At 67.2% G+C, this 19681-nt stretch carries 17 protein-coding genes and 3 tRNA genes; 10 read left to right on the top strand and 10 right to left on the bottom strand.

The annotated features are described in order from the left end of the window. Window positions 1-4 precede the first annotated feature (4 nt). The 3 genes from A5645_RS17385 to A5645_RS17375 form a co-directional block, all read right to left on the bottom strand. A complete protein-coding gene (locus A5645_RS17385; RefSeq protein ID WP_065034284.1) occupies window positions 5-271 on the bottom strand; it encodes a YdeI/OmpD-associated family protein in 267 nt (88 codons plus the stop codon). A 31-nt stretch (window positions 272-302) separates the two neighbouring features. Continuing rightward, window positions 303-1610, bottom strand: coding sequence for an ammonium transporter (locus tag A5645_RS17380; protein WP_065130444.1), 1308 nt, complete (start codon window positions 1608-1610; stop codon window positions 303-305). 161 nt (window positions 1611-1771) lie between these two features. After that, window positions 1772-1854 (bottom strand) — tRNA-Leu (locus A5645_RS17375). Window positions 1855-2081: 227 nt separating this feature from the next. Between A5645_RS17375 and A5645_RS17370 the strand changes: the two genes are divergently transcribed. The 7 genes from A5645_RS17370 (at window position 2082) to pknB (ending at window position 12134) form a co-directional block, all read left to right on the top strand. Beyond that, window positions 2082-3830, top strand: coding sequence for an FHA domain-containing protein (locus tag A5645_RS17370; protein WP_065130443.1), 1749 nt, complete (start codon window positions 2082-2084; stop codon window positions 3828-3830). A 124-nt stretch (window positions 3831-3954) separates the two neighbouring features. Beyond that, window positions 3955-4419, top strand: coding sequence for an FHA domain-containing protein FhaB/FipA (locus tag A5645_RS17365; protein ID WP_036362250.1), 465 nt, complete (start codon window positions 3955-3957; stop codon window positions 4417-4419). A gap of 64 nt (window positions 4420-4483) precedes the next feature. Beyond that, window positions 4484-6031 (top strand): protein phosphatase 2C domain-containing protein, encoded by a 1548-nt coding sequence (locus A5645_RS17360; RefSeq protein WP_065034287.1) that lies wholly within the window; start codon window positions 4484-4486, stop codon window positions 6029-6031. Further along, window positions 6028-7440 (top strand): FtsW/RodA/SpoVE family cell cycle protein, encoded by a 1413-nt coding sequence (locus tag A5645_RS17355; protein ID WP_065034288.1) that lies wholly within the window; start codon window positions 6028-6030, stop codon window positions 7438-7440. The genes A5645_RS17360 and A5645_RS17355 overlap by 4 nt, the downstream gene beginning before the upstream one ends. Continuing rightward, on the top strand, window positions 7437-8915 hold the full coding sequence (gene pbpA, locus A5645_RS17350) for a D,D-transpeptidase PbpA (protein WP_065130442.1): 1479 nt from the start codon (window positions 7437-7439) through the stop codon (window positions 8913-8915). Before A5645_RS17355 ends, pbpA begins: the two co-directional genes overlap by 4 nt. Before the next feature lie 91 nt (window positions 8916-9006). Continuing rightward, on the top strand, window positions 9007-10263 hold the full coding sequence (locus A5645_RS17345) for a serine/threonine-protein kinase (RefSeq protein WP_065130441.1): 1257 nt from the start codon (window positions 9007-9009) through the stop codon (window positions 10261-10263). Then, on the top strand, window positions 10260-12134 hold the full coding sequence (gene pknB / locus A5645_RS17340; RefSeq protein ID WP_065034291.1) for a Stk1 family PASTA domain-containing Ser/Thr kinase: 1875 nt from the start codon (window positions 10260-10262) through the stop codon (window positions 12132-12134). Before A5645_RS17345 ends, pknB begins: the two co-directional genes overlap by 4 nt. On the opposite strand, the gene A5645_RS17335 is transcribed toward pknB, so the two are convergent. Continuing rightward, window positions 12112-12810, bottom strand: a complete 699-nt coding sequence (locus tag A5645_RS17335) for an aminodeoxychorismate/anthranilate synthase component II (RefSeq protein ID WP_065130524.1) — start codon at window positions 12808-12810, stop codon at window positions 12112-12114. The two genes, pknB and A5645_RS17335, sit on opposite strands and share 23 nt — an antisense overlap. 35 nt (window positions 12811-12845) lie before the next feature. Beyond that, window positions 12846-13589, bottom strand: coding sequence for a DUF881 domain-containing protein (locus tag A5645_RS17330; RefSeq protein ID WP_065130440.1), 744 nt, complete (start codon window positions 13587-13589; stop codon window positions 12846-12848). 103 nt (window positions 13590-13692) lie between these two features. On the opposite strand from A5645_RS17330, the gene crgA reads away from it, so the two are divergent. Together crgA and A5645_RS17320 are read left to right on the top strand one after the other, a co-directional pair. After that, entirely contained in the window at window positions 13693-13974 is a 282-nt protein-coding gene (crgA, locus tag A5645_RS17325) for a cell division protein CrgA (RefSeq protein WP_036362273.1), read from the top strand. Between the two features lie 168 nt (window positions 13975-14142). Beyond that, complete coding sequence (locus A5645_RS17320) at window positions 14143-14577, top strand: PH domain-containing protein (protein WP_065034293.1); 435 nt, start codon at window positions 14143-14145, stop codon at window positions 14575-14577. Between the two features lie 68 nt (window positions 14578-14645). Here the strand turns inward: A5645_RS17320 and A5645_RS17315 are convergent, their stop codons facing one another. After that, on the bottom strand, window positions 14646-15194 hold the full coding sequence (locus A5645_RS17315) for a peptidylprolyl isomerase (protein WP_036362276.1): 549 nt from the start codon (window positions 15192-15194) through the stop codon (window positions 14646-14648). A gap of 108 nt (window positions 15195-15302) precedes the next feature. On the opposite strand from A5645_RS17315, the gene cwsA reads away from it, so the two are divergent. Then, on the top strand, window positions 15303-15728 hold the full coding sequence (cwsA, locus tag A5645_RS17310; protein ID WP_065034294.1) for a cell wall synthesis protein CwsA: 426 nt from the start codon (window positions 15303-15305) through the stop codon (window positions 15726-15728). Between the two features lie 84 nt (window positions 15729-15812). On the opposite strand, the gene A5645_RS17305 is transcribed toward cwsA, so the two are convergent. From A5645_RS17305 to gyrA, 4 genes are all read right to left on the bottom strand, one after another. After that, a tRNA-Ala gene (locus A5645_RS17305) sits at window positions 15813-15885 on the bottom strand. A gap of 157 nt (window positions 15886-16042) precedes the next feature. Next, a tRNA-Ile gene (locus A5645_RS17300) sits at window positions 16043-16116 on the bottom strand. 67 nt (window positions 16117-16183) lie between these two features. Beyond that, window positions 16184-17050 carry a DUF3566 domain-containing protein gene (locus A5645_RS17295; RefSeq protein ID WP_065034052.1) on the bottom strand — a complete coding sequence of 289 codons (867 nt, stop codon included), beginning with the start codon at window positions 17048-17050 and terminating at the stop codon, window positions 16184-16186. An 89-nt stretch (window positions 17051-17139) separates the two neighbouring features. Beyond that, complete coding sequence (gene gyrA, locus A5645_RS17290) at window positions 17140-19650, bottom strand: DNA gyrase subunit A (RefSeq protein WP_065130439.1); 2511 nt, start codon at window positions 19648-19650, stop codon at window positions 17140-17142. Window positions 19651-19681: the final 31 nt, after the last annotated feature.

Below are 19681 nucleotides of genomic sequence, written 5' to 3'. Positions count from 1 at the left end.
CCGGCTACCTGCCGTTGCGCTCGCGGTGTTTGCAACCCGGCCAGCAGCAGGGTCGGCGCTTGCCTTCCTCGAGCTCTTCCTGGGTCCGCCGGATGCGGCGCTCGCGGGTCACCTGCTGTTTGGCGTCTTCGACCCAGCAGATGAACTCATTGCGCGCCAGCGGCGTGATGTCCTGCCATAGCGCAAGGGCGGTGGAATTGGCGATCAGCGCGTCTCGCAGGTCAACGGGCAGCTCGTGCACGACCCCACCGGGCACCGTCTGGCTGTTCACGCAGTTAGATTACCGATGTGCGTGGCACGGCTCATTCGTCGTCGTCGTCGAACCGGGGACGGGCCTCGTCCCGCTCGCCGAATGACGATGCGCGGCGCGGAGCCTGGTGGCCGTACACGCCTTCGGGATAGGCCGTCTCGGCGTGCTGAGTGAGGTCGGCGCCGCTCTTCTCGTCCGCCGCGCTGAGCCGGAAACCCACCAGCCGGTCAATCACCTTGGCCAGCACGTAGCTCGTCGCGAAGGCGTACAAGCCGACCACCACCATCGCAAGCGATTGTTTGCCGAGCTGTCCGAGCCCGCCGCCGTAGAAGAGGCCTTTCGGGCCGCTGGTCATCACCGCGGTAGCGAACAGCCCGATCAGCAGCACGCCCACGACGCCGCCGACGAAGTGCACACCCACCACGTCGAGTGAGTCGTCATAGTTGAGCTTGAACTTGGCCAGGATGGCGAACGAGCAGACGACGCCGGCCGTGAGTCCGACGACGGCGGCGCCGAGGGTGTTGACCTCCCCGCACGACGGCGTGATGGCCACCAGACCGGCGACCACGCCGGAGGCCGCACCGAATGTCGTGGGCTTGCCGTCCCGGATCTGTTCCACCGAAAGCCAGCCCAGCATGCCCAAGCAGCCGGCGACCAGGGTGTTGAGGAAGATCGCGGAGGCCATCCCGTTGGCGGCCAGCGCGGAACCCGCGTTGAACCCGAACCAGCCGAACCACAGCAGCCCCACACCGAGGAGCACGAAGGGCAGGTTGTGCGGGCGCATCGCCTCCACCTTGAAGCCGATGCGCGGGCCCAGCACCAGCGCCAGCGCAAGCGCCGAGGAACCGGACACAATCTCCACGACCAGGCCGCCCGCGTAGTCGAGCACGCCCATCTTGTAGAGCCAGCCGGTCGGCGCCCACACCCAGTGGGCGATGACGGCATAGACCGCCACCGACCACAGCGGCACGAACACCATCCACGCGGCGAACTTGGCGCGGTCGGCGATGGCGCCGCTGACGAGAGCCGCGGTGATGATCGCGAAGGTCAACTGGAACGTGGCGAACAGCAGCTCGGGCACCTTGTCGTGCAGGGTGTCCGGGCCGATGCCGCTCATGCCGGCGTGGGTCAGGCCGCCGACGAAGCCGCCGGCCCCGCCGTCGGAGAACGCCAGGCTGTAGCCGACGAGCAGCCACGCCACCGTCACCAGTGGGATTGAGATGAAGCTCATCATGATCATGTTGAGCACGCCGGTCGTGCGCACCATGCCGCCGTAGAAGATCGCCAGCCCGGGCGTCATCAGCAGCACAAGGGCGGTGCTGGCAAGCAGCCAGGCCGTGGCGGCGGGGTCGATGTTCAACTCTGCGGCTCCCTCGGTCGTCGCGTTTTCCAGATAGACCGTAGACGGCGCCGCATCCGCTCCCGCCGAGCAGACGCGAAAGCCCCCTATTTGGGCCACGAAATGGGGCTTTTGCGTCTGCTCGGCAACAAAAAACCCCGGCGCGAAGCCGGGGAAATCTGTGGGCGAAGGGGGACTTGAACCCCCACGTCCCGAAGGACACTGGCACCTGAAGCCAGCGCGTCTGCCATTCCGCCACTCGCCCGAAACAACCGGAGGACCATATCACTGTAGTAGCCGCGCGCCCCAACCGTGGGAGTGGCCCCCGGGCCGTACAGGTCTCTGAACGGTATCGATGTGATTCTCAGAAATCTCACGGTGACGCCGGATCGCACAGTCCCGATACGATTGGGGTTGAAACGCCACGCGGCCGCATCGATTGCCGTCCGCCGACGATCTTCCTTACAACACGAGTGAGGCGAGCGCGCGAGAATGGGTAGCCAACGAGGGCTAGTTCAGCGCATCGAGCGCAAACTCGAAGCGACCGTGGGTGATGCGTTTGCTCGTGTGTTCGGCGGATCGATCGTTCCCCAAGAGGTGGAAGTCCTGCTGCGCCGGGAAGCCGCAGATGGCGTCCGCTCGCTGCCGGGAAACCGCCTTTTGGCACCCAACGAATACATCATTACCCTCAGTGTGCACGACTTCGAGAAGTTGGGCGCTGACCCGGAGCTCACGTCGGGCGCTTTTGCTCGGTACCTGGCCGACTATATCCAAGAACAGGGGTGGCAAACGTATGGTGATGTGGTCGTCCGGTTCGAGCGGTCCTCGAACCTGCATACCGGCCAGTTCCGCGCCCGCGGGACTGTCAACCCCGACGTCGAGCCCCGCCCGACGGTTACACATTCCGCCCCGCCACAATCAGATGATGCGTTTGGCGCAGAACCAGGAGTACGACCGATGACTGACAATCCGAGCTACCGCGGTCAGGGGCAGGGGCGGCCCGACGAGTACTACGACGACCGCTACCAGCAGGGTGGCCCTCCGGGGTATCCGCCCGAGGCCGGCGGCTACCCGCCACAGCAGGGTTACCCGCCGCAGCAGCCCCAGCAGGATCAGGGCGGTTACGGCGGTCAGGGCTACGACCAGGGCCCCCCGCAGGGCGGCTACGACCAGCGCGGCGGCTATCAGGGTGGCTACGACCAAGGCTCCGCACCCGGTGGCTACGACCAGCGCGGCGGCTACCAGGGCCAGGGCGGCTACGGCGCGCCCGGCGGTTACCCGGAGCAGCGCGGTTACCAGGACCAGGGCGGCGGCTACGGCGCCCCCAGCGGCTATGGCGAGCAAGGCGGCGGTTACGGCGACCAGGGCCAGGGCAGCTACGCACCGACGTATGAGGCGCAGCCTCCCGTGGCGCCGCCCGCTCCGCCGGCCGGCGGCTATGGCGGCCCAGGCGGTGGTTACGGCCAGGACCAGGGGTACCAGCAGGGCGGCGGCTACGGCCAGGACCAGGGCTACCAGCAGGGCGGCGGCTACGGCCAGCCGCAGGGCCAACCCCAGGGCGGCCAGCCCGGTTACGGCGGCTACGGCGACTACGGACGCGAGCCCGCCCGCCAGGACGACGGTGGCTACGGCGCCCCGAGCGCACCTTCGGCGCCCCCGGAACCGCAGCGCCCGTCGTACCCCGACCAGGGCGGCGGCTACGGCCAGGACCAGGGTTACCAGCAGGGCGGCTACCGACAGGACTACGGCAGCAGCGGTGACTACACGCAGTACGCCGAGACCGCGGCGCCGGGCGGGTACGCCCCGCAGGGCGGCGGCTACGGTGAGCCGGCCGGCCGCGACTACGACTACGGTCAACCGCCCGCACCCGACTACGGCCAGCAGGCCGCATCGGACTACGGGCAGGTCGGCGGCGGGTACGGCGGCTACGGGCAGGGCGGCTACGGCTCGGTCGGCGCGCAGGTGACCCTGCAGCTCGACGACGGCAGCGGGCGGACCTACCAGCTGCGGGACGGCTCCAACATCATCGGACGCGGCCAGGACGCCCAGTTCAGGTTGCCGGACACCGGCGTTTCCCGTCGGCATCTGGAGATCCGCTGGGACGGCCAGGTCGCGTTGCTGTCCGATCTGAACTCCACCAACGGCACCACGGTCAACAACGCGCCGGTGCAGGAATGGCAGTTGGCCGACGGTGACGTGATCCGGCTGGGTCATTCCGAGATCATCGTCCGGATCCACTGAACCCATTGTTTCGAAGCGGTCGCGCATCTCCCGCGTCGGCCGCTGTCGAAGTATCGTGACTTTGCCGAGGTGCTCGGCAACAGGGGCGCGGGGAGGGCAGTGCCGGGACGGAAAGGACCGCCAGATGCAGGGGTTGGTACTGCAACTGACGCGTGCCGGTTTCCTGATGCTGCTGTGGCTGTTCATCTGGTCGGTGTTGCGGATCCTGCGCACTGACATCTATGCGCCGACGGGCGCGGTGATGGTGCGGCGCGGTCTTACCCTGCGGGGAAACCTACTGTCCCGCCAGCGCCGCGACGCCGCCCGCTATCTCGTGGTGACCGAGGGTGCTCTGCAGGGCGCGCGCATCACCCTGAGTGGACAACCGGTGCTGATTGGCCGCGCGGATGACTCGACCTTGGTGTTGACTGACGATTACGCCTCGACACGGCATGCGAGGCTGTCTCAGCGCGGCTCGGAATGGTATGTGGAAGATCTAGGATCGACCAACGGCACTTACCTCGACAGGGCGAAGGTGACGACTGCGGTAAGAGTTCCCATAGGTACGCCGGTTCGGATCGGCAAGACGGCAATAGAGTTACGCCCGTGACGCGCGGCTACGACGACGGTGCCGGCTCGGCCGGTTTCACCGCCGGGATTGAGGAGTTGCGCCCGTGACCCTCGTCCTGCGGTACGCCGCTCGCAGTGATCGCGGCCTGGTACGCGCCAACAACGAAGACTCCGTCTACGCCGGAGCGCGGTTGCTGGCCCTGGCCGACGGTATGGGCGGCCACGCGGCGGGCGAGGTCGCCTCGCAATTGGTGATTGCCGCGCTGGCCCATCTCGACGACGACGAGCCCGGTGGTGACCTGCTGGCCAAGCTCGACAACGCGGTGCGGGCCGGCAACGCCGCGATCGCCGCCCAGGTCGAAATGGAACCCGACCTCGAGGGCATGGGCACCACGCTGACCGCCATCCTGTTCGCCGGCAACCGGCTCGGCCTGGTGCACATCGGCGACTCGCGCGGTTACCTGTTCCGCGACGGCGAACTGTCACAGATCACCAAGGACGACACCTTCGTCCAGACCTTGGTCGACGAGGGCCGGATCACCGCCGAGGAGGCACACAGCCACCCGCAGCGTTCGCTGATCATGCGGGCGCTGACTGGCCACGAGGTCGAGCCCACCCTGACGATGCGGGAGGCCAGGGCCGGCGACCGTTACCTGCTGTGCTCGGACGGACTCTCCGACCCGGTCAGCGACGAGACCATCGCCGAGGCCCTGCAGATCCCCGATGTCGCCGAAAGTGCTTATCGCCTCATCGAATTGGCGTTGCGTGGTGGCGGCCCGGACAACGTCACCGTCGTCGTCGCGGACGTCGTCGACGACGAGTTCGGCCAGACGCAGCCGATCCTGGCCGGGGCGGTATCCGGGGACGGCGACGAGGACCAGCTGACCCTGCCCAACACCGCGGCCGGCCGCGCCTCGGCGATCGGCCAGCGCAAGGGCGAAGTCACCAAACGGGTTGCCCCGCCGGTCGAACCGCCTCGCCGTCGCTGGTCACGCCGACGGCTCGGGCTGGTCATCGCGCTCGCATTGCTGCTGTTGATCGCCGGTCTGGGCATCGGCAACGCAATCATCCGCAACAACTATTACGTCGCCAACGACAACGGCACGGTCGCCATCATGCGCGGCATTCAGGGCTCATTGCTGGGGTTGTCCCTGCACAGCACCTACTCGGTGGGATGCCTCAAGGGCAACGAGATCTCCGAGGCCAGTCCCGACCAATCGGGGTGCCGGCAGGTGAAGCTGGAGGATCTCAACCCCTCGGCCCGCAAGTCGGTGCAGGACGGGTTGCCCGCCGACACCCTCGAGGGCGCCCGTAAGCAGCTGCGCGAGTTGGCCAAGTCGCTGCTGCCGGAATGCCCACCCGCCCGAGCGACGTCACCGCCGGAGCCACCGGCGCCGTCGACCAACAGCAGCGGCACACCCGAGTCCAATCCGCCGGCGTCGCCGGCCCCCGGCACCCAATCGGCCACACCGTCCACGTCGAGCACTTCGACCACTTCAGCCAACCCCTCCACCATTTCGACGACACCCCCCAGCACCACCCCGGCAGCGCCTGCTACGCCGTCGTCCTCGACGCCGCCGGCGACGTCGCCGACGACGAGCGAAAACCCGCAACCCGCACAGCAAGGCGTGAACTGCCGGGCAGCGGCATGACGACGACGGAACTGCCGGCACCGGTAGCGGTGACCCCACCCTTGCCGACTCGGCGCAATGCCGAGTTGCTGCTGTTGTGTTTCGCCGCGCTGATCACCATCGCCGCGCTGTTCATCGTGGAGGCCAACCAGGAGCGCGGCCTGCACTGGGACCTGAGCACCTATGGGCTGGGTTTTCTGGCGCTGTTCGGAATCGCGCATCTGACGTTGCGCCGTTTCGCGCCCTACACCGATCCGTTGCTGTTGCCGGTGGTGGCGCTGCTCAACGGGCTCGGTCTGGTGATGATTCATCGACTTGACTTGGTGGACAAGGAAGTTGGCCGTCACGGCCACCCGAGTGCCAACCAGCAGATGCTCTGGACGCTGGTCGGTGTCACCGCCTTCGCGTTGGTGGTGACGTTCCTAAAGGATCACCGGCAACTCGCCCGGTACGGCTACATCTGCGGCCTCACCGGCCTGATTTTTCTGGTGATCCCCGCGCTGCTGCCCGCCTCGCTGTCCGAGCAGAACGGTGCCAAGATCTGGATTCGCTTGCCGGGCTTCTCAATTCAGCCAGCTGAGTTCTCCAAGATCCTGCTGCTGATTTTCTTCTCTGCGGTCCTGGTGGCCAAGCGCAACCTGTTCACCAGCGCCGGCAAGCATTTGATGGGCATGACCCTGCCGCGGCCGCGCGACCTCGCGCCGCTGCTGGCGGCGTGGGTGATCTCGGTGGGGGTGATGGTCTTCGAGAAGGATCTCGGGACCTCGCTGCTGCTGTATGCGTCGTTTCTGGTGGTGGTGTACCTGGCCACGCAGCGGTTCAGCTGGGTGGTGCTCGGGCTGGTGCTGTTCGCCGCGGGAAGCGTGGTGGCGTACTACCTTTTCTCGCACGTGCGGGTCCGGGTGCAGACGTGGCTGGACCCGTTCGCCGACCCCGACGGCAGCGGATACCAAATGGTGCAGGCGCTGTTCAGCTTCGCCACCGGTGGCATCTTCGGCACCGGGCTGGGCAACGGCCAGCCGGACACCGTTCCTGCCGCCTCAACCGACTTCATCATCGCCGCCTTCGGCGAGGAGCTCGGGCTGGTCGGGCTGGCCAGCATCCTGATGCTCTACACGATCGTCATCATCCGCGGGATGCGCACCGCGATCGCCACCCGGGACAGCTTCGGCAAGCTGCTTGCCGCCGGCCTGTCCTCGACACTGGCGATTCAGCTGTTCATCGTCGTCGGCGGCGTCACCAAGCTGATCCCGCTGACCGGTCTGACCACACCGTGGATGTCCTACGGCGGCTCGTCGCTGCTGGCGAACTACGTGCTACTGGGCATCCTGGCTCGCGTCTCCGACGGGGCGCGTCGTCCGCTGCGCACCCGCCCGCGCAAGAAGTCGCCGATCGCGGCGGCCAGCACCGAGGTGATCGAGCGCGTATGAACACCTCGCTGCGCCGGATCTCGATGACCGTGATGGCGTTGATCGTCCTGCTGTTGCTCAACGCCACCATGACGCAGGTTTTCACGGCGGACGGGTTGCGTGCCGACCCCCGCAACCAGCGGGTCCTGCTCGACGAGTACTCGCGGCAGCGGGGACAGATCATCGCCGGCGGCCAACTGCTGGCTTATTCGGTGGCCACCGACAGCCGGTTCCGCTTCCTGCGGGTTTATCCCAACCCGGAGGTGTTCGCGCCGGTCACCGGCTTCTACTCACTGCGTTATTCCAGCGCCGGCCTGGAACGTGCCGAAGATCTGCTGCTCAACGGATCCGACGAGCGGCTGTTCGGTCGCCGGCTGGCCGACTTCTTCACCGGGCGCGACCCCCGCGGCGGCAACGTCGACACCACCATCAACCCGCGCATCCAGCAGGCCGGTTGGGATGCGATGCAGCAGGGCTGCGGGGGACCGCCCTGCAAGGGGGCCGTGGTCGCCATCGAACCGGCCACCGGCAAGATCCTGGCGCTGGTGTCGTCGCCGTCCTATGACCCCAATCTGCTGGCATCCCACAACGCCGAGGTACAGGCTCAGGCCTGGCAGCGACTCCGCGACAACCCCGACAACCCGCTGATCAATCGCGCGATCTCGGAAACCTACCCGCCCGGGTCGACCTTCAAGGTGATCACCACAGCCGCGGCCCTGCAGGCCGGGGCGACCGTGAACCAGCAGCTGACGTCGGCACCGACCATCCCGCTGCCGAACAGCACCGCCACCCTGGAGAACTACGGTCGCACCGCGTGCAGCTCCGAACCCACCGTGTCGCTGAGCGAGGCGTTCGCCAAATCGTGCAATACCGCGTTCGTCCAGCTCGGTCTGTCGACCGGCGCCGACGCGCTGCGCAGCATGGCGCAGGCGTTCGGCCTGGACACCGCTCCGGAGCCGATTCCGCTGCAGGTCGCCGAATCGACGGTGGGCGCCATCGCCGACGGTGCGGCGCTGGGGATGACCAGCATCGGGCAGAAGGATGTGGCGCTCACCCCGCTGCAGAATGCGGAGGTGGCCGCGGCCATCGCCAACGGTGGCGTGATGATGCGGCCCTACCTCGTCGAGAGCCTCAAGGGGCCGGACCTGGCCAATATCAGCACCACCGCCCCGTATCAGCAGCGCCGCGCAGTGTCGCCGCAGGTCGCCGCTAAGCTAGCAGAGCTGATGGTCGGCGCCGAGAAACTCGCACAGCAGAAAGGGGCGATTCCCGGCGTGCAGATCGCATCCAAGACGGGCACCGCAGAGCATGGCACCGACCCGCGGCACACTCCGCCGCACGCGTGGTACATCGCCTTCGCACCCGCGCAGGCCCCGAAGGTTGCGGTGGCAGTGCTGGTCGAGAACGGTGGCGATCGTCTGTCCGCGACCGGAGGCGCATTGGCCGCGCCGATCGGGCGGGCAGTGATCGAGGCTGCTTTGCAAGGGGGACCATGAGTCGCCACAGGCGAGTGAGGATTGCAGCGATGGCACGACCCGTCGCAAGCGCGGGTCGCCGACGTCGCGTCGGACCTGAGCGAGGGGAAACATGAGTCCCCGCGTTGGGGTGACGCTGTCGGGCAGATACCGCCTGCAGCGGCTCATCGCCACCGGCGGCATGGGCCAGGTATGGGAGGCGGTGGACAGCCGCCTCGGCCGGCGCGTCGCGGTCAAAGTGCTCAAGCAGGAGTTTTCCCAGGACCCGGAGTTCATCGAGCGGTTCCGCGCGGAGGCGCGCACCACTGCGATGCTCAACCATCCCGGAATCGCGCAGGTCCACGACTATGGGGAAAGCGCGATGGACGGGGAGGGCCGCACGGCCTACCTGGTGATGGAGCTGGTCAACGGCGAGCCGCTGAACTCGGTGCTCAAACGCACCGGCCGGCTGTCCCTGCGGCACGCGCTGGACATGCTCGAACAGACTGGCCGCGCGCTTCAGATCGCCCACGCCGCCGGCCTGGTGCACCGCGACGTCAAGCCCGGCAACATCCTCATCACGCCAACCGGCCAGGTGAAGATCACCGACTTCGGCATCGCCAAGGCTGTCGACGCCGCCCCGGTGACCCAGACCGGCATGGTGATGGGCACCGCCCAGTACATCGCGCCGGAACAGGCCCTCGGCCACGACGCAACGCCGGCCAGTGACGTCTACGCGCTGGGTGTGGTCGGCTATGAGGTGGTTTCGGGCAAGCGGCCATTCACCGGTGATGGCGCGCTCACGGTGGCCATGAAGCACATCAAAGAGCCGCCGCCGCCGTTGCCGGCCGACCTGCCGCCCAACGTCCGGGAGCTCATCGAGATCACTCTGGTGAAGAACCCCAGCCAGCGCTACCGCAGCGGGGGGCCCTTCGCCGATGCGGTCGCCGCCGTCCGGGCGGGTCGGCGCCCACCCCGGCCCAGCGCGACGCCGCCGGCCGGCCGGGCTGCGCCGGCGGCGATCCCGTCGGCCGCACCGGCCCGCATCGCGCCTTCGCCCGCCACCCGCAGCACGGCGCCGCGGCGCGCCGCCCGCGGGCACCGGCCGCCACCGGCTCGACGCACGTTCTCCTCGGGACAGCGGGCGCTGCTCTGGGCCGCCGGGGTGCTCGGTGCGCTGGCGATCATCATCGCGGTGCTCATCGTCATCAACTCGAAAGCCGACACGCAGCAGCAGCAGCCGTCGCCGCCAACTGTCACCAATACCGGGAGCGCGCCGGACGCCGGCTACGGCCCTGGTCCGGGCATCATTGTGGATTGGACGGATCGCGCAGAAACAGGTAATCCTGGACTGCACGCGGCGCCCGCCCGATTCGAGAATGCGCGATGACCACCCCTCAGCACCTGTCCGACCGCTACGAACTCGGTGACATCCTCGGTTTCGGAGGCATGTCCGAAGTTCACCTCGCACGTGACACGCGGCTGCACCGCGACGTCGCGGTCAAGGTGCTGCGCGCCGACCTGGCCCGCGATCCCAGCTTCTATCTCCGGTTCCGGCGCGAGGCGCAGAACGCCGCCGCGCTGAACCACCCGGCCATCGTGGCGGTGTACGACACCGGCGAGGCCGAGACGCCCGCCGGACCGTTGCCCTACATCGTCATGGAGTACGTCGACGGCGTCACACTGCGCGACATCGTGCACAACGACGGCCCGATGCCGCCCAAGCGGGCCATCGAGGTCATCGCGGACGCGTGTCAAGCGCTGAACTTCAGCCATCAGAACGGCATCATTCACCGCGATGTGAAGCCGGCGAACATCATGATCAGCTCCACCAACGCGGTGAAGGTGATGGACTTCGGCATCGCGCGGGCGATCGCGGACAGCGGTAACAGCGTGACCCAGACCGCGGCGGTGATCGGCACGGCGCAATACCTGTCGCCGGAACAGGCTCGCGGCGATTCGGTGGACGCCCGGTCCGACGTCTATTCGCTGGGCTGCGTGCTCTACGAGGTGCTCACCGGTGAGCCGCCCTTTACCGGCGATTCGCCGGTGGCGGTGGCATACCAGCATGTGCGGGAAGACCCCGTTCCGCCCTCGGAACGTCATGCCGGCATTTCCCCCGATTTGGACGCCGTGGTGCTCAAGGCGCTGGCGAAAAATCCCGAAAACCGTTACCAGACCGCCGCCGAGATGCGGGCCGACCTGGTCCGGGTCCACAACGGCGAGCCGCCCGAGGCGCCCAAGGTGCTCACCGGCGCCGAGCGCCGGTCGCTCCTGTCGTCGTCGGGCCACGGCGGTCCGCGCACCGACCCGTTGCCGCGCCAGAATTTCGACGACTCCGACGACGACCGCAACGTCGGATCGGTGGGCCGGTGGATCGCGGTCGTCGCGGTGCTGGCGGTGCTGACCATCGTGGTCACCATCGCGATCAACACCTTCGGCGGTAGTACCCGCAACGTCCAGGTGCCCGACGTGCGGGGTCAGACCTCGGCCGATGCGATCGCCTCGCTGCAGAACAAGGGCTTCAAGACGCGCACCCAGCAAAAACCCGACTCCACGATCCCGCCCGACCACGTGATCAGCACCGACCCGGCCGCCAATACCTCGGTGGGTGCCGGCGACGAGATCACCATCAACGTGTCGACCGGCCCGGAGCAGCGTGAGGTGCCCGATGTATCGGCGCTGACCTACTCCGAGGCGGTCAAGAAGCTCACCGCGGCCGGTTTCAACAAGTTCAAGCAGGCCAATTCGCCGTCCACACCGGACCTGGCGGGCAAGGTGATCGGCACGAACCCGCCGGCCAATCAGACCTCGGCGATCACCAACGTGATCACGATCATTGTGGGCTCCGGACCCGAGACCAAGGAGATTCCGGACGTCTCCGGGCAGACCGTCGAGCTGGCACAGAAGAACCTCACGGTCTACGGCTTCACCAAATTCAGTCAGTCGCAGGTGGACAGCACCAAGCCGGCGGGGGAGGTGATCAGCACCAATCCCCCAAAGGGTCAGACGGTTCCGGTCGATTCGGTAATCGACATACAGGTGTCCAAAGGCAACCAGTTCCTGATGCCCGACCTCTCGGGCATGTTCTGGACGGACGCCGAGCCCCGGCTACGCGCGCTGGGCTGGACCGGCGTGCTGGACAAGGGGGCCGACGTGGATGCCGGCGGCAACCTGCACAACAAGGTGGTCTCTCAGAGCCCAGCGGCGGGGACCGGCGTCAACCGCGACGGTGTGATCACGCTGAGGTTCGGTCAGTAGCCTCTTCGGGACCGGATTGGCCGCCCGAGATGTGCGGCCGGACCGCCGTGAGAACCTCGTTCTCCAGTCGGCGAACCAGGGTGTCGTCGCGCGCCCAGCCGCAGTAGACCAGCCAGTTCGCCAGCATCCGGTGCCCACCTTCGGTGAGTATCGACTCGGGATGGAACTGCACCCCGTGGATCGGCAGCTCGGTGTGCCGGACCGCCATGATCACTCCGCTCGGGGTGTGGGCGATGGCTTGCAACTCGGCGGGCAGCGATTCGGGCAGGATGGTCAGCGAGTGGTAGCGGGTCGCCGTAAACGGGTCCGGAAGCCCTTGCAGCACACCATCATTCGCGTGGTGCACGCTGCTGGTCTTGCCGTGCAGGAGCTCGGGCGCCCGGTCCACTGTGGCGCCGAACGCGACGCCGATCGCCTGATGTCCCAGACATACCCCGAGTAGCGGCGTGTGGGCCGCGGCGCACGCGCGGACCAGGCTGATGGAGGCGCCGGCACGTTCAGGGGTTCCGGGTCCGGGACTGAGCAGTACGCCGTCGAACTCCGCGGCGATCGCGTCCGGGTCACTGAGTCTGGCGTCGTCGTTGCGCCACACTGTCGCCTCGACGCCCAGCTGGCCCAGGTACTGCACCAGGTTGAACACGAAGCTGTCGTAGTTGTCGACGACCAGGATCCGCACCGTCACAGGTTACCGTCCGTGCCGGAACGCCGTTGTCAGTAGCCGATCGGGCCTATCGGCTGCGCGAAGTGCAACCGCACCGGATCGGCATGGCCCGCGACCGCGACGTCGGACTTGACCTCCTCGCGGTAGCCCAGCCCGAACCGGACCACGTACTGCTTGTACAGCGTCACCAGGGGAGCGGCGGCCAGGGCGGCCTGCATGGCCGCGGCATTGCCGATCGCGGTGATCGAATAGGGCGGGCTGTAAGTGCGCCCGTTGAGCAGCAGCGTGTTGCCGACGCAGCGCACGACCGAGGTCGCGATGATGCGCTGATCCTGCATCTGGATGGCCTCTGCGCCGGCACTCCACATCGCGTTGAGGACGCCGTCGATGTCCTGCTGGTGCACCACGAGGTCGTCCGGCGTGGCATCGCGAGGAAAGCGCCCGTTGGCGTCGCGCTGGGCGTCGTTGAGGACTACCACCAGGCCCGGACCATGGACGGGATTCATGTCCGCCTCGCCGGCCAGCTCGGCCGCCCGCCTGAGCATCGCCTGCAGCGCGGTGTCCGATGAGCGGCCATGAAAGGCGTCGATCTTGCTGGTCAGCGCCTGCCGCTCGGAGTCCAGGCGACTGACCGAGTCGCGCGTCTCACGGACCAGGTCGACCAGTCGGGGAGCGTCGCTGCGCCGGATTTCCGATCCACCGGAGACCCCGTGCGTGGCGGCCAGTAACAGGCCGGCCAGCAGGCACACCAGCGGGACACCGAAGCGCCACGGCGAACGGCGCCGATCGATCATCGTGTCTCCGGTTTCCTGGCGTTCGGGCCAAGTGGGCTAGTCTCATGTTCGAGCTCTGCCTGCTTGCAACCGTAATCGTTGCACCCGATATCAGAGGTAACAAATGCCGAAGTCCAAGGTCCGCAAGAAGAACGACTTCACCGTCAGCGCGGTAAGCCGCACGCCGGTGAAGGTGAAGGTCGGGCCGTCGAGTGTGTGGTTCGTCGCGTTGTTCATCGGACTGATGCTCATCGGGCTGGTCTGGCTGATGGTGTTCCAGTTGGCCGCCTACGGCCCGCAAGCCCCTACCTGGTTGCATTGGATGGCCGAGCTGGGTCCGTGGAACTACGCGATCGCGTTCGCTTTCATGATCACCGGCCTTTTGCTAACCATGCGCTGGCACTGACCGACCCGGTCGGGGGTGGGTGCAGCCGGAATGTATTCATCTTGCGGCGGTTTTGTTTGCGCGTCAGCAACCTTCCCGTCACCCAATCACACGCGTGTGATTCATCCCCACTGTTGATAGCGTCTGTGGATAACCGTATCCACCGTGGTAGGAGGGTGCAGCTAAGGCATGCAGCAAACTGAATGGGCGCCACATCCGGCTGGAATCGCTGGTTGCGGGCTTGCTGGCGTCGTGTTGGCTATCGCCACTGTGACCCTCGTCACAGACCCGCCCGGGCGTGTCATCGCCGGCGTGGCGGCGGCGGGTCTGATCTTGTTTGCGGGCGCGTCATGGCGCGCGCGGCCCAAGCTGGCAATCACACCGGATGGTCTGGCCGTGCGAGGGTGGTTTCGAACGCAGACATTGCGTCGGGATTCCATCGAAATCATTCGTATCTCGGAGTTCCGTCGGCACACGCGCAGGGTCCGCCTGCTGGAGATCGAAACCACCGGCGGGGGACTGCTGATCCTGTCGCGGTGGGACCTTGGCACTGATCCGTTGGAGGTGCTGGACGCCCTCACGGACGCCGGATACGCCGGGCCCCGAAAGAAGGGCACGCGCTAACTAGCCGCTAGCTACGCGGCCTTCATCCGGTCTGCCAGCGCACCGTAGCGCGCCTCGCGAGCCGCGCGTCAGGAGATGGTGATCGACTCGATGACGACCGGGTCGGTGGGGCGGTCGTTGCCGTCGGTGGCCGTCGACGAGATGGTCTCGACGACGCGCTGCGAGTCAGCGTCGATGACCTCACCGAAGATGGTGTGGCGGCGGTTCAGGTGCGGCGTCGGGCCCACGGTGATGAAGAACTGGGAGCCGTTGGTGCCCGGACCGGCGTTGGCCATCGCGAGCAGGTAAGGCCGGTCGAACTGCAACTCGGGGTGGAACTCGTCGGCGAACTTGTAGCCCGGGCCGCCGCGACCGGTACCGGTCGGGTCGCCGCCCTGGATCATGAAGCCCCGGATGACCCGGTGGAAAACCGCACCGTCGTAGAACGGGCCCGAGGGGCCACCCGACGCGTTCTGGGTCGAGTACTCCTTGGTGCCCTGCGCCAGGCCGACAAAGTTTGCGACGGTCTTGGGCGCGTGGTTCCCGAACAGGGCAACCTTGATGTCTCCACGGTTGGTGTGCAGGGTTGCGGTGGCGGTCTGAATGGGGCTGTTAGTCACGGGATCACAGTCTGCCACTACCCACGACTAGCGCCGCAGCCGGTGTCGATCGCCCAGGTACTAGCTCGGCGGCTCGGTAACTGATAGGACTGCGTAGGACTTGAGCGGTGCATAGAAAGGCGGCAGATGAGCGAGAAGGCGGAAGCCTCGTTGACCCCCCGCGAGCGACTCACCCGGGGCCTGACCTATTCGGCGGTGGGACCGGTGGACGTGACTCGCGGCGTGGTGGGGCTGGGAGTGCAGTCGGCGCACTCCACCGCGACGGAGCTTCGCCGGCGCTACCGCGAGGGCCGGCTGGCCCGGGAGCTCGCCGCGGCGCAGGAGAGCATCGGCCAGGAGCTGGCGGCCGCGCAGGAAGTGGTCGCCAACCTGCCACAGTTGCTGCAAGAGGCGCGGCGCAACCAGCGGCGGTCCAAGAAGCCGTGGGTGATCGCCGGCGCCGCCGGGGTGGCGCTTGCGGGTGGAGCGATCGCGTTCAGCATCGTGCGGCGCTCGACGCGCCCCGAGCCGTCGCCGCTCCCGCCGAGCGTGGACGTACAGCCGCGTCCGTAATGTTCGTCGTCGAACGTGGGGGCTGTGGATGCTCTGACGGCCGTTTGCCTACGTAAGGCGCACGCTCGGTGGAGCGAAAACCTGTGGAGCCTAGGGGAATCGAACCCCTGACACCCGCCTTGCAAAGGCGGTGCTCTACCAACTGAGCTAAGGCCCCTCGGGCTGGTCGGGTGCTTGACCAGAGGTTGGATCGGGCGCCACGTGCCACACCTCGACATCGCGCCGGGATCGAACCACCGCCGCAGCCGCGCCCAAGGCGGCCGCGGCCAGCGGCAAGGTGAACTTCACACGACGTCTTGACGGGCACATGATCGTGGGCCTAGGAGGACTCGAACCTCCGACCTCTTCGTTATCAGCGAAGCGCTCTAACCGCCTGAGCTATAGGCCCGTACTGCGCATACGGACGAGCGACGAGATTACCGCACCGGCAGCCCTACCCCCAAAACGCGTGCACGCTAGTCGCGGTCGGCCAGTGTCACTTCGATACCGCCGATCAGATCGGTGGTCAGGTTGTAGACGAACGCGGCGATGGTGGCCATCGCGGTCATCAAGACGATGTTGACCAACCCGATCAGCACGGCGCCACCGAAGATCGTTCCGCTGGAGACCAGCTCCCCGCTGCTGCCGCTGGTGTTGTTCAGCAGGTCGCCGACGTTGCTGTTGAGCTTGGCCCACACGCCCATGCCGCCGAGCACCAGGTACAGGAACGCCACGGCGATCATCCAGACGAAGAACAGCGCCACCGACAGCAGCAGCGACACCTTCAGGGTGCTCCACGGGTCGATCCGCCGAATCTGCATGCTGGCGCGGACCGGACCGCGGGCACGCCGGGATCCCACCTGTACCCGCGATTCACGCGATTCGCTGGTCGCCGCGCGGCCGGTGGTGCCCGAGACGCTCGGTGCCTCGGCCCGATCGGCGGCCGGTTTGCGGTCGTTTCGCTGCGACGCCCGCGGGATGGGACCGGACAGGTCCGGCAACTCGCTGGCATAGGCCTCGGCGGGTGAGTTTTCGCTACGCACGGGTGGAGCCTCCGCCTGTGAAGTGGAAGGTGCGGATGTACCGGTGATGAAGCGGTTCAGCCGGGCCTCTGAAGAGGCGGGTGGCCGGACATCGGTCGGCGGGTCAGTGGCCGGCCGGGGCGGCGGTCCTGACTGGGACGCGGCCCGGGCAGCTCCGCGCTGCCAGGGCGGCGAATCCGCGGCGTCCGGTAGGCGGCCGGGTCCGGTCGTCGCCCGGTGCGCGCCGGCGCGTTCGACCGCCCCCTCCCCATTCGGGTTGTCACCCTGATTGGGGGCGCCCGGCTCGTTCGGTGAACTCACCCCGACTCCTAACGTGTGTACTCAAGTAGCTGAGTCTATGCCGGGTTCACCGCGCACCGAGCCACCGCCTGCCTGCCGCTGTGCGCGGCCTAGGTCGCCGGCGCTTCTTCGTCTTCGACGTCCGCCTCGGCGTTCTCCTCGGCGTTGCGGGCGATGGCTAGCAGGGTGTCGCCTTCACCGAGGTTCATCAACCGCACGCCCTTGGTCTGCCGGCCCGCCTTGCGGACCTGGCGCGCCGTGGTGCGGATGACACCACCCACCGAGGTGATCGCGTACAACTCGCTCTCGTCGTCCACGATCAACGCGCCGACCAGCCGGCCGCGTCGGCGGTCGTACATGATGGTCAGCACGCCCTTGCCGCCGCGGCCCTGCACCGGGTACTCCTCGATCCCGGTCCGCTTGGCGTAGCCGCCCGCGGTGGCCACCAGCAGGAAGGTGCCTTCGCGGACCACGTTCAGCGACAGCAGCCGGTCGTCGGCGTTGAACCGCATGCCCTGCACGCCGGAGGTGGCGCGTCCCATCGGCCGCAGCGCCTCGTCGGTCGCCGAGAACCTGATGGATTGTCCGTTGGCCGAGACCAGCAGCAGGTCGTCCTCGGCCGAGCACAACACCGCACCGACGAGCTCGTCGCCGTCGCGCAGGTTGACGGCCACGATCCCGCCCGATCGGTTGGAGTCGAAGTCGGTGAGCTTCGACTTCTTCACCAACCCGTTGCGGGTGGCGAGCACCAGGTACGGCGCATCCTCGTAGCTCTTGATCTGGATGACCTGGGCGATGCGTTCCTCGGGCTGGAAGGCGAGCAGGTTCGCGACGTGCTGGCCGCGCGCGGTGCGCGAGGCCTCCGGCAGCTCGTACGCCTTGGCCCGGTACACCCGGCCCTGCGTGGTGAAGAACAGGATCCAGTCGTGGGTCGAGCAGACGAAGAAGTGCCGCACGATGTCGTCCTGCTTGAGCCCAGCGCCCTGCACACCCTTGCCGCCGCGCTTCTGACTGCGGTACAGGTCGGTCTTGGTGCGCTTGGCGTAGCCGGTCTCGGTGATGGTTACGACGACTTCCTCGCGGGCGATCAGGTCCTCGTCGCTGACGTCGCCGTCGGCCGCGATGATCCGGGTACGACGGTCGTCGCCGTGCTTGTCGACGATCTCGCGCAGTTCGTCGCGCACAATGCCGCGCTGACGTTCCGGTTTCGCGAGAATGTCTTCCAGGTCAGCGATTTCGGCTTCGATCTTGGCCAGGTCGTCGATGATGCGCTGCCGCTCCAGGGCCGCCAACCGGCGCAGCTGCATGTCCAGGATCGCCTGCGCCTGGATCTCGTCGATGTCGAGCAGCTCGATCAGACCGGTGCGCGCGATGTCGACGGTTTCCGACGCCCGGATCAACGCGATCACTTCGTCCAGTGCGTCGAGGGCCTTGACCAGACCGCGCAGAATGTGGGCCCGCTCGTTGGCTTTTCGCAACCGGTAGGTGGTGCGCCGGATGATGACGTCGAGTTGGTGCTCGACGTAGTAGCGGATCATCTGATCGAGCCGGAGCGTGCGGGGCACACCGTCCACGATCGACAACATGTTCGCGCCGAAGCTGGTCTGCAGTTGGGTGTGCTTGTAGAGGTTGTTCAGCACCACCTTGGCCACCGCGTCGCGCTTGATCTCGACGACGATGCGCAGACCGACCCGGTCGCTGGATTGGTCCTCGATATTGGAGATGCCGGCCAGCCGGCCGTCACGCACCTGCTCGGCGATCGAGGTGATGAAGTTGTCGTGGTTGACCTGATAGGGCAACTCGGTGATGACCAGCGAGGTCCGCCCCCGCGAATCCTCTTCTACCTCAACAACTCCGCGCATCCGGATGGATCCGCGGCCGGTCTTGTAAGCATCGGCGATGCCCGCGGATCCGACGATCAATCCGGAGGTCGGGAAGTCGGGGCCCTTGACCCGTTCCATGACGGCGCTCAGCGTGGCCTCTTCGTCGGCGTCGTAATTCTCCAGGCACCAGAAGACCGCCTCGGCCAGCTCGCGCAGGTTGTGCGGCGGGATGTTGGTGGCCATACCCACCGCGATGCCGCCCGACCCGTTGGCCAGCAGGTTGGGGAACCGGCTGGGCAGCACGGTCGGCTCTTGCACGCGACCGTCATAGTTGGGAATGAAATCGACTGTCTCCTCGTCGATTTCACGCAGCATCTCCATGGCGAGCGGGGTCAGCCGCGCCTCGGTGTACCGCATCGCGGCCGGCGGGTCGTTACCCGGCGAGCCGAAGTTCCCCTGCCCGTCGACCAACGGATACCGCAGCGACCACGGCTGTGCCATCCGCACCAAGGTGTCGTAGATGGAGGCGTCGCCGTGCGGGTGGTAGTTACCCATCGTCTCGGCGACTGACCGGGCGGACTTCGCGTGGCTGCGGTCTGGCCGGAACCCGGAGTCGTACATCGCATACAGCACGCGGCGGTGCACCGGCTTGAGACCGTCGCGAACCTCCGGCAGCGCGCGGCCCACGATCACGCTCATCGCGTAATCGATGTAGCTGCGCTGCATTTCCTGCTGAATGTCGACCGGTTCGATCCGGTCTACCGAGTCGTCACCGGGCGGCAACGTCGTGTCAGTCATCTATTCCTCGTCTGATCGTCGAAGGCGGACT

It is taken from the genome of Mycobacterium asiaticum (assembly GCF_001673635.1).
Lineage (GTDB): Bacteria > Actinomycetota > Actinomycetes > Mycobacteriales > Mycobacteriaceae > Mycobacterium > Mycobacterium asiaticum_C.
The sequence above is the reverse complement of the archived record's forward strand: the minus strand, read 5'-3'. Positions and strand labels throughout refer to the sequence as shown.

Coding starts and splice junctions, on each gene's coding strand:
- A5645_RS17370 (WP_065130443.1), top strand. CDS start 2,082: ATGGGTAGCCAACGAGGGCTAGTTCAGCGCATCGAGCGCAAACTCGAA.
- A5645_RS17365 (WP_036362250.1), top strand. CDS start 3,955: ATGCAGGGGTTGGTACTGCAACTGACGCGTGCCGGTTTCCTGATGCTG.
- A5645_RS17355 (WP_065034288.1), top strand. CDS start 6,028: ATGACGACGACGGAACTGCCGGCACCGGTAGCGGTGACCCCACCCTTG.
- pbpA (WP_065130442.1), top strand. CDS start 7,437: ATGAACACCTCGCTGCGCCGGATCTCGATGACCGTGATGGCGTTGATC.
- A5645_RS17345 (WP_065130441.1), top strand. CDS start 9,007: ATGAGTCCCCGCGTTGGGGTGACGCTGTCGGGCAGATACCGCCTGCAG.
- pknB (WP_065034291.1), top strand. CDS start 10,260: ATGACCACCCCTCAGCACCTGTCCGACCGCTACGAACTCGGTGACATC.
- A5645_RS17330 (WP_065130440.1), bottom strand. CDS start 13,589: ATGATCGATCGGCGCCGTTCGCCGTGGCGCTTCGGTGTCCCGCTGGTG.
- crgA (WP_036362273.1), top strand. CDS start 13,693: ATGCCGAAGTCCAAGGTCCGCAAGAAGAACGACTTCACCGTCAGCGCG.
- A5645_RS17320 (WP_065034293.1), top strand. CDS start 14,143: ATGCAGCAAACTGAATGGGCGCCACATCCGGCTGGAATCGCTGGTTGC.
- cwsA (WP_065034294.1), top strand. CDS start 15,303: ATGAGCGAGAAGGCGGAAGCCTCGTTGACCCCCCGCGAGCGACTCACC.
- gyrA (WP_065130439.1), bottom strand. CDS start 19,650: ATGACTGACACGACGTTGCCGCCCGGTGACGACTCGGTAGACCGGATC.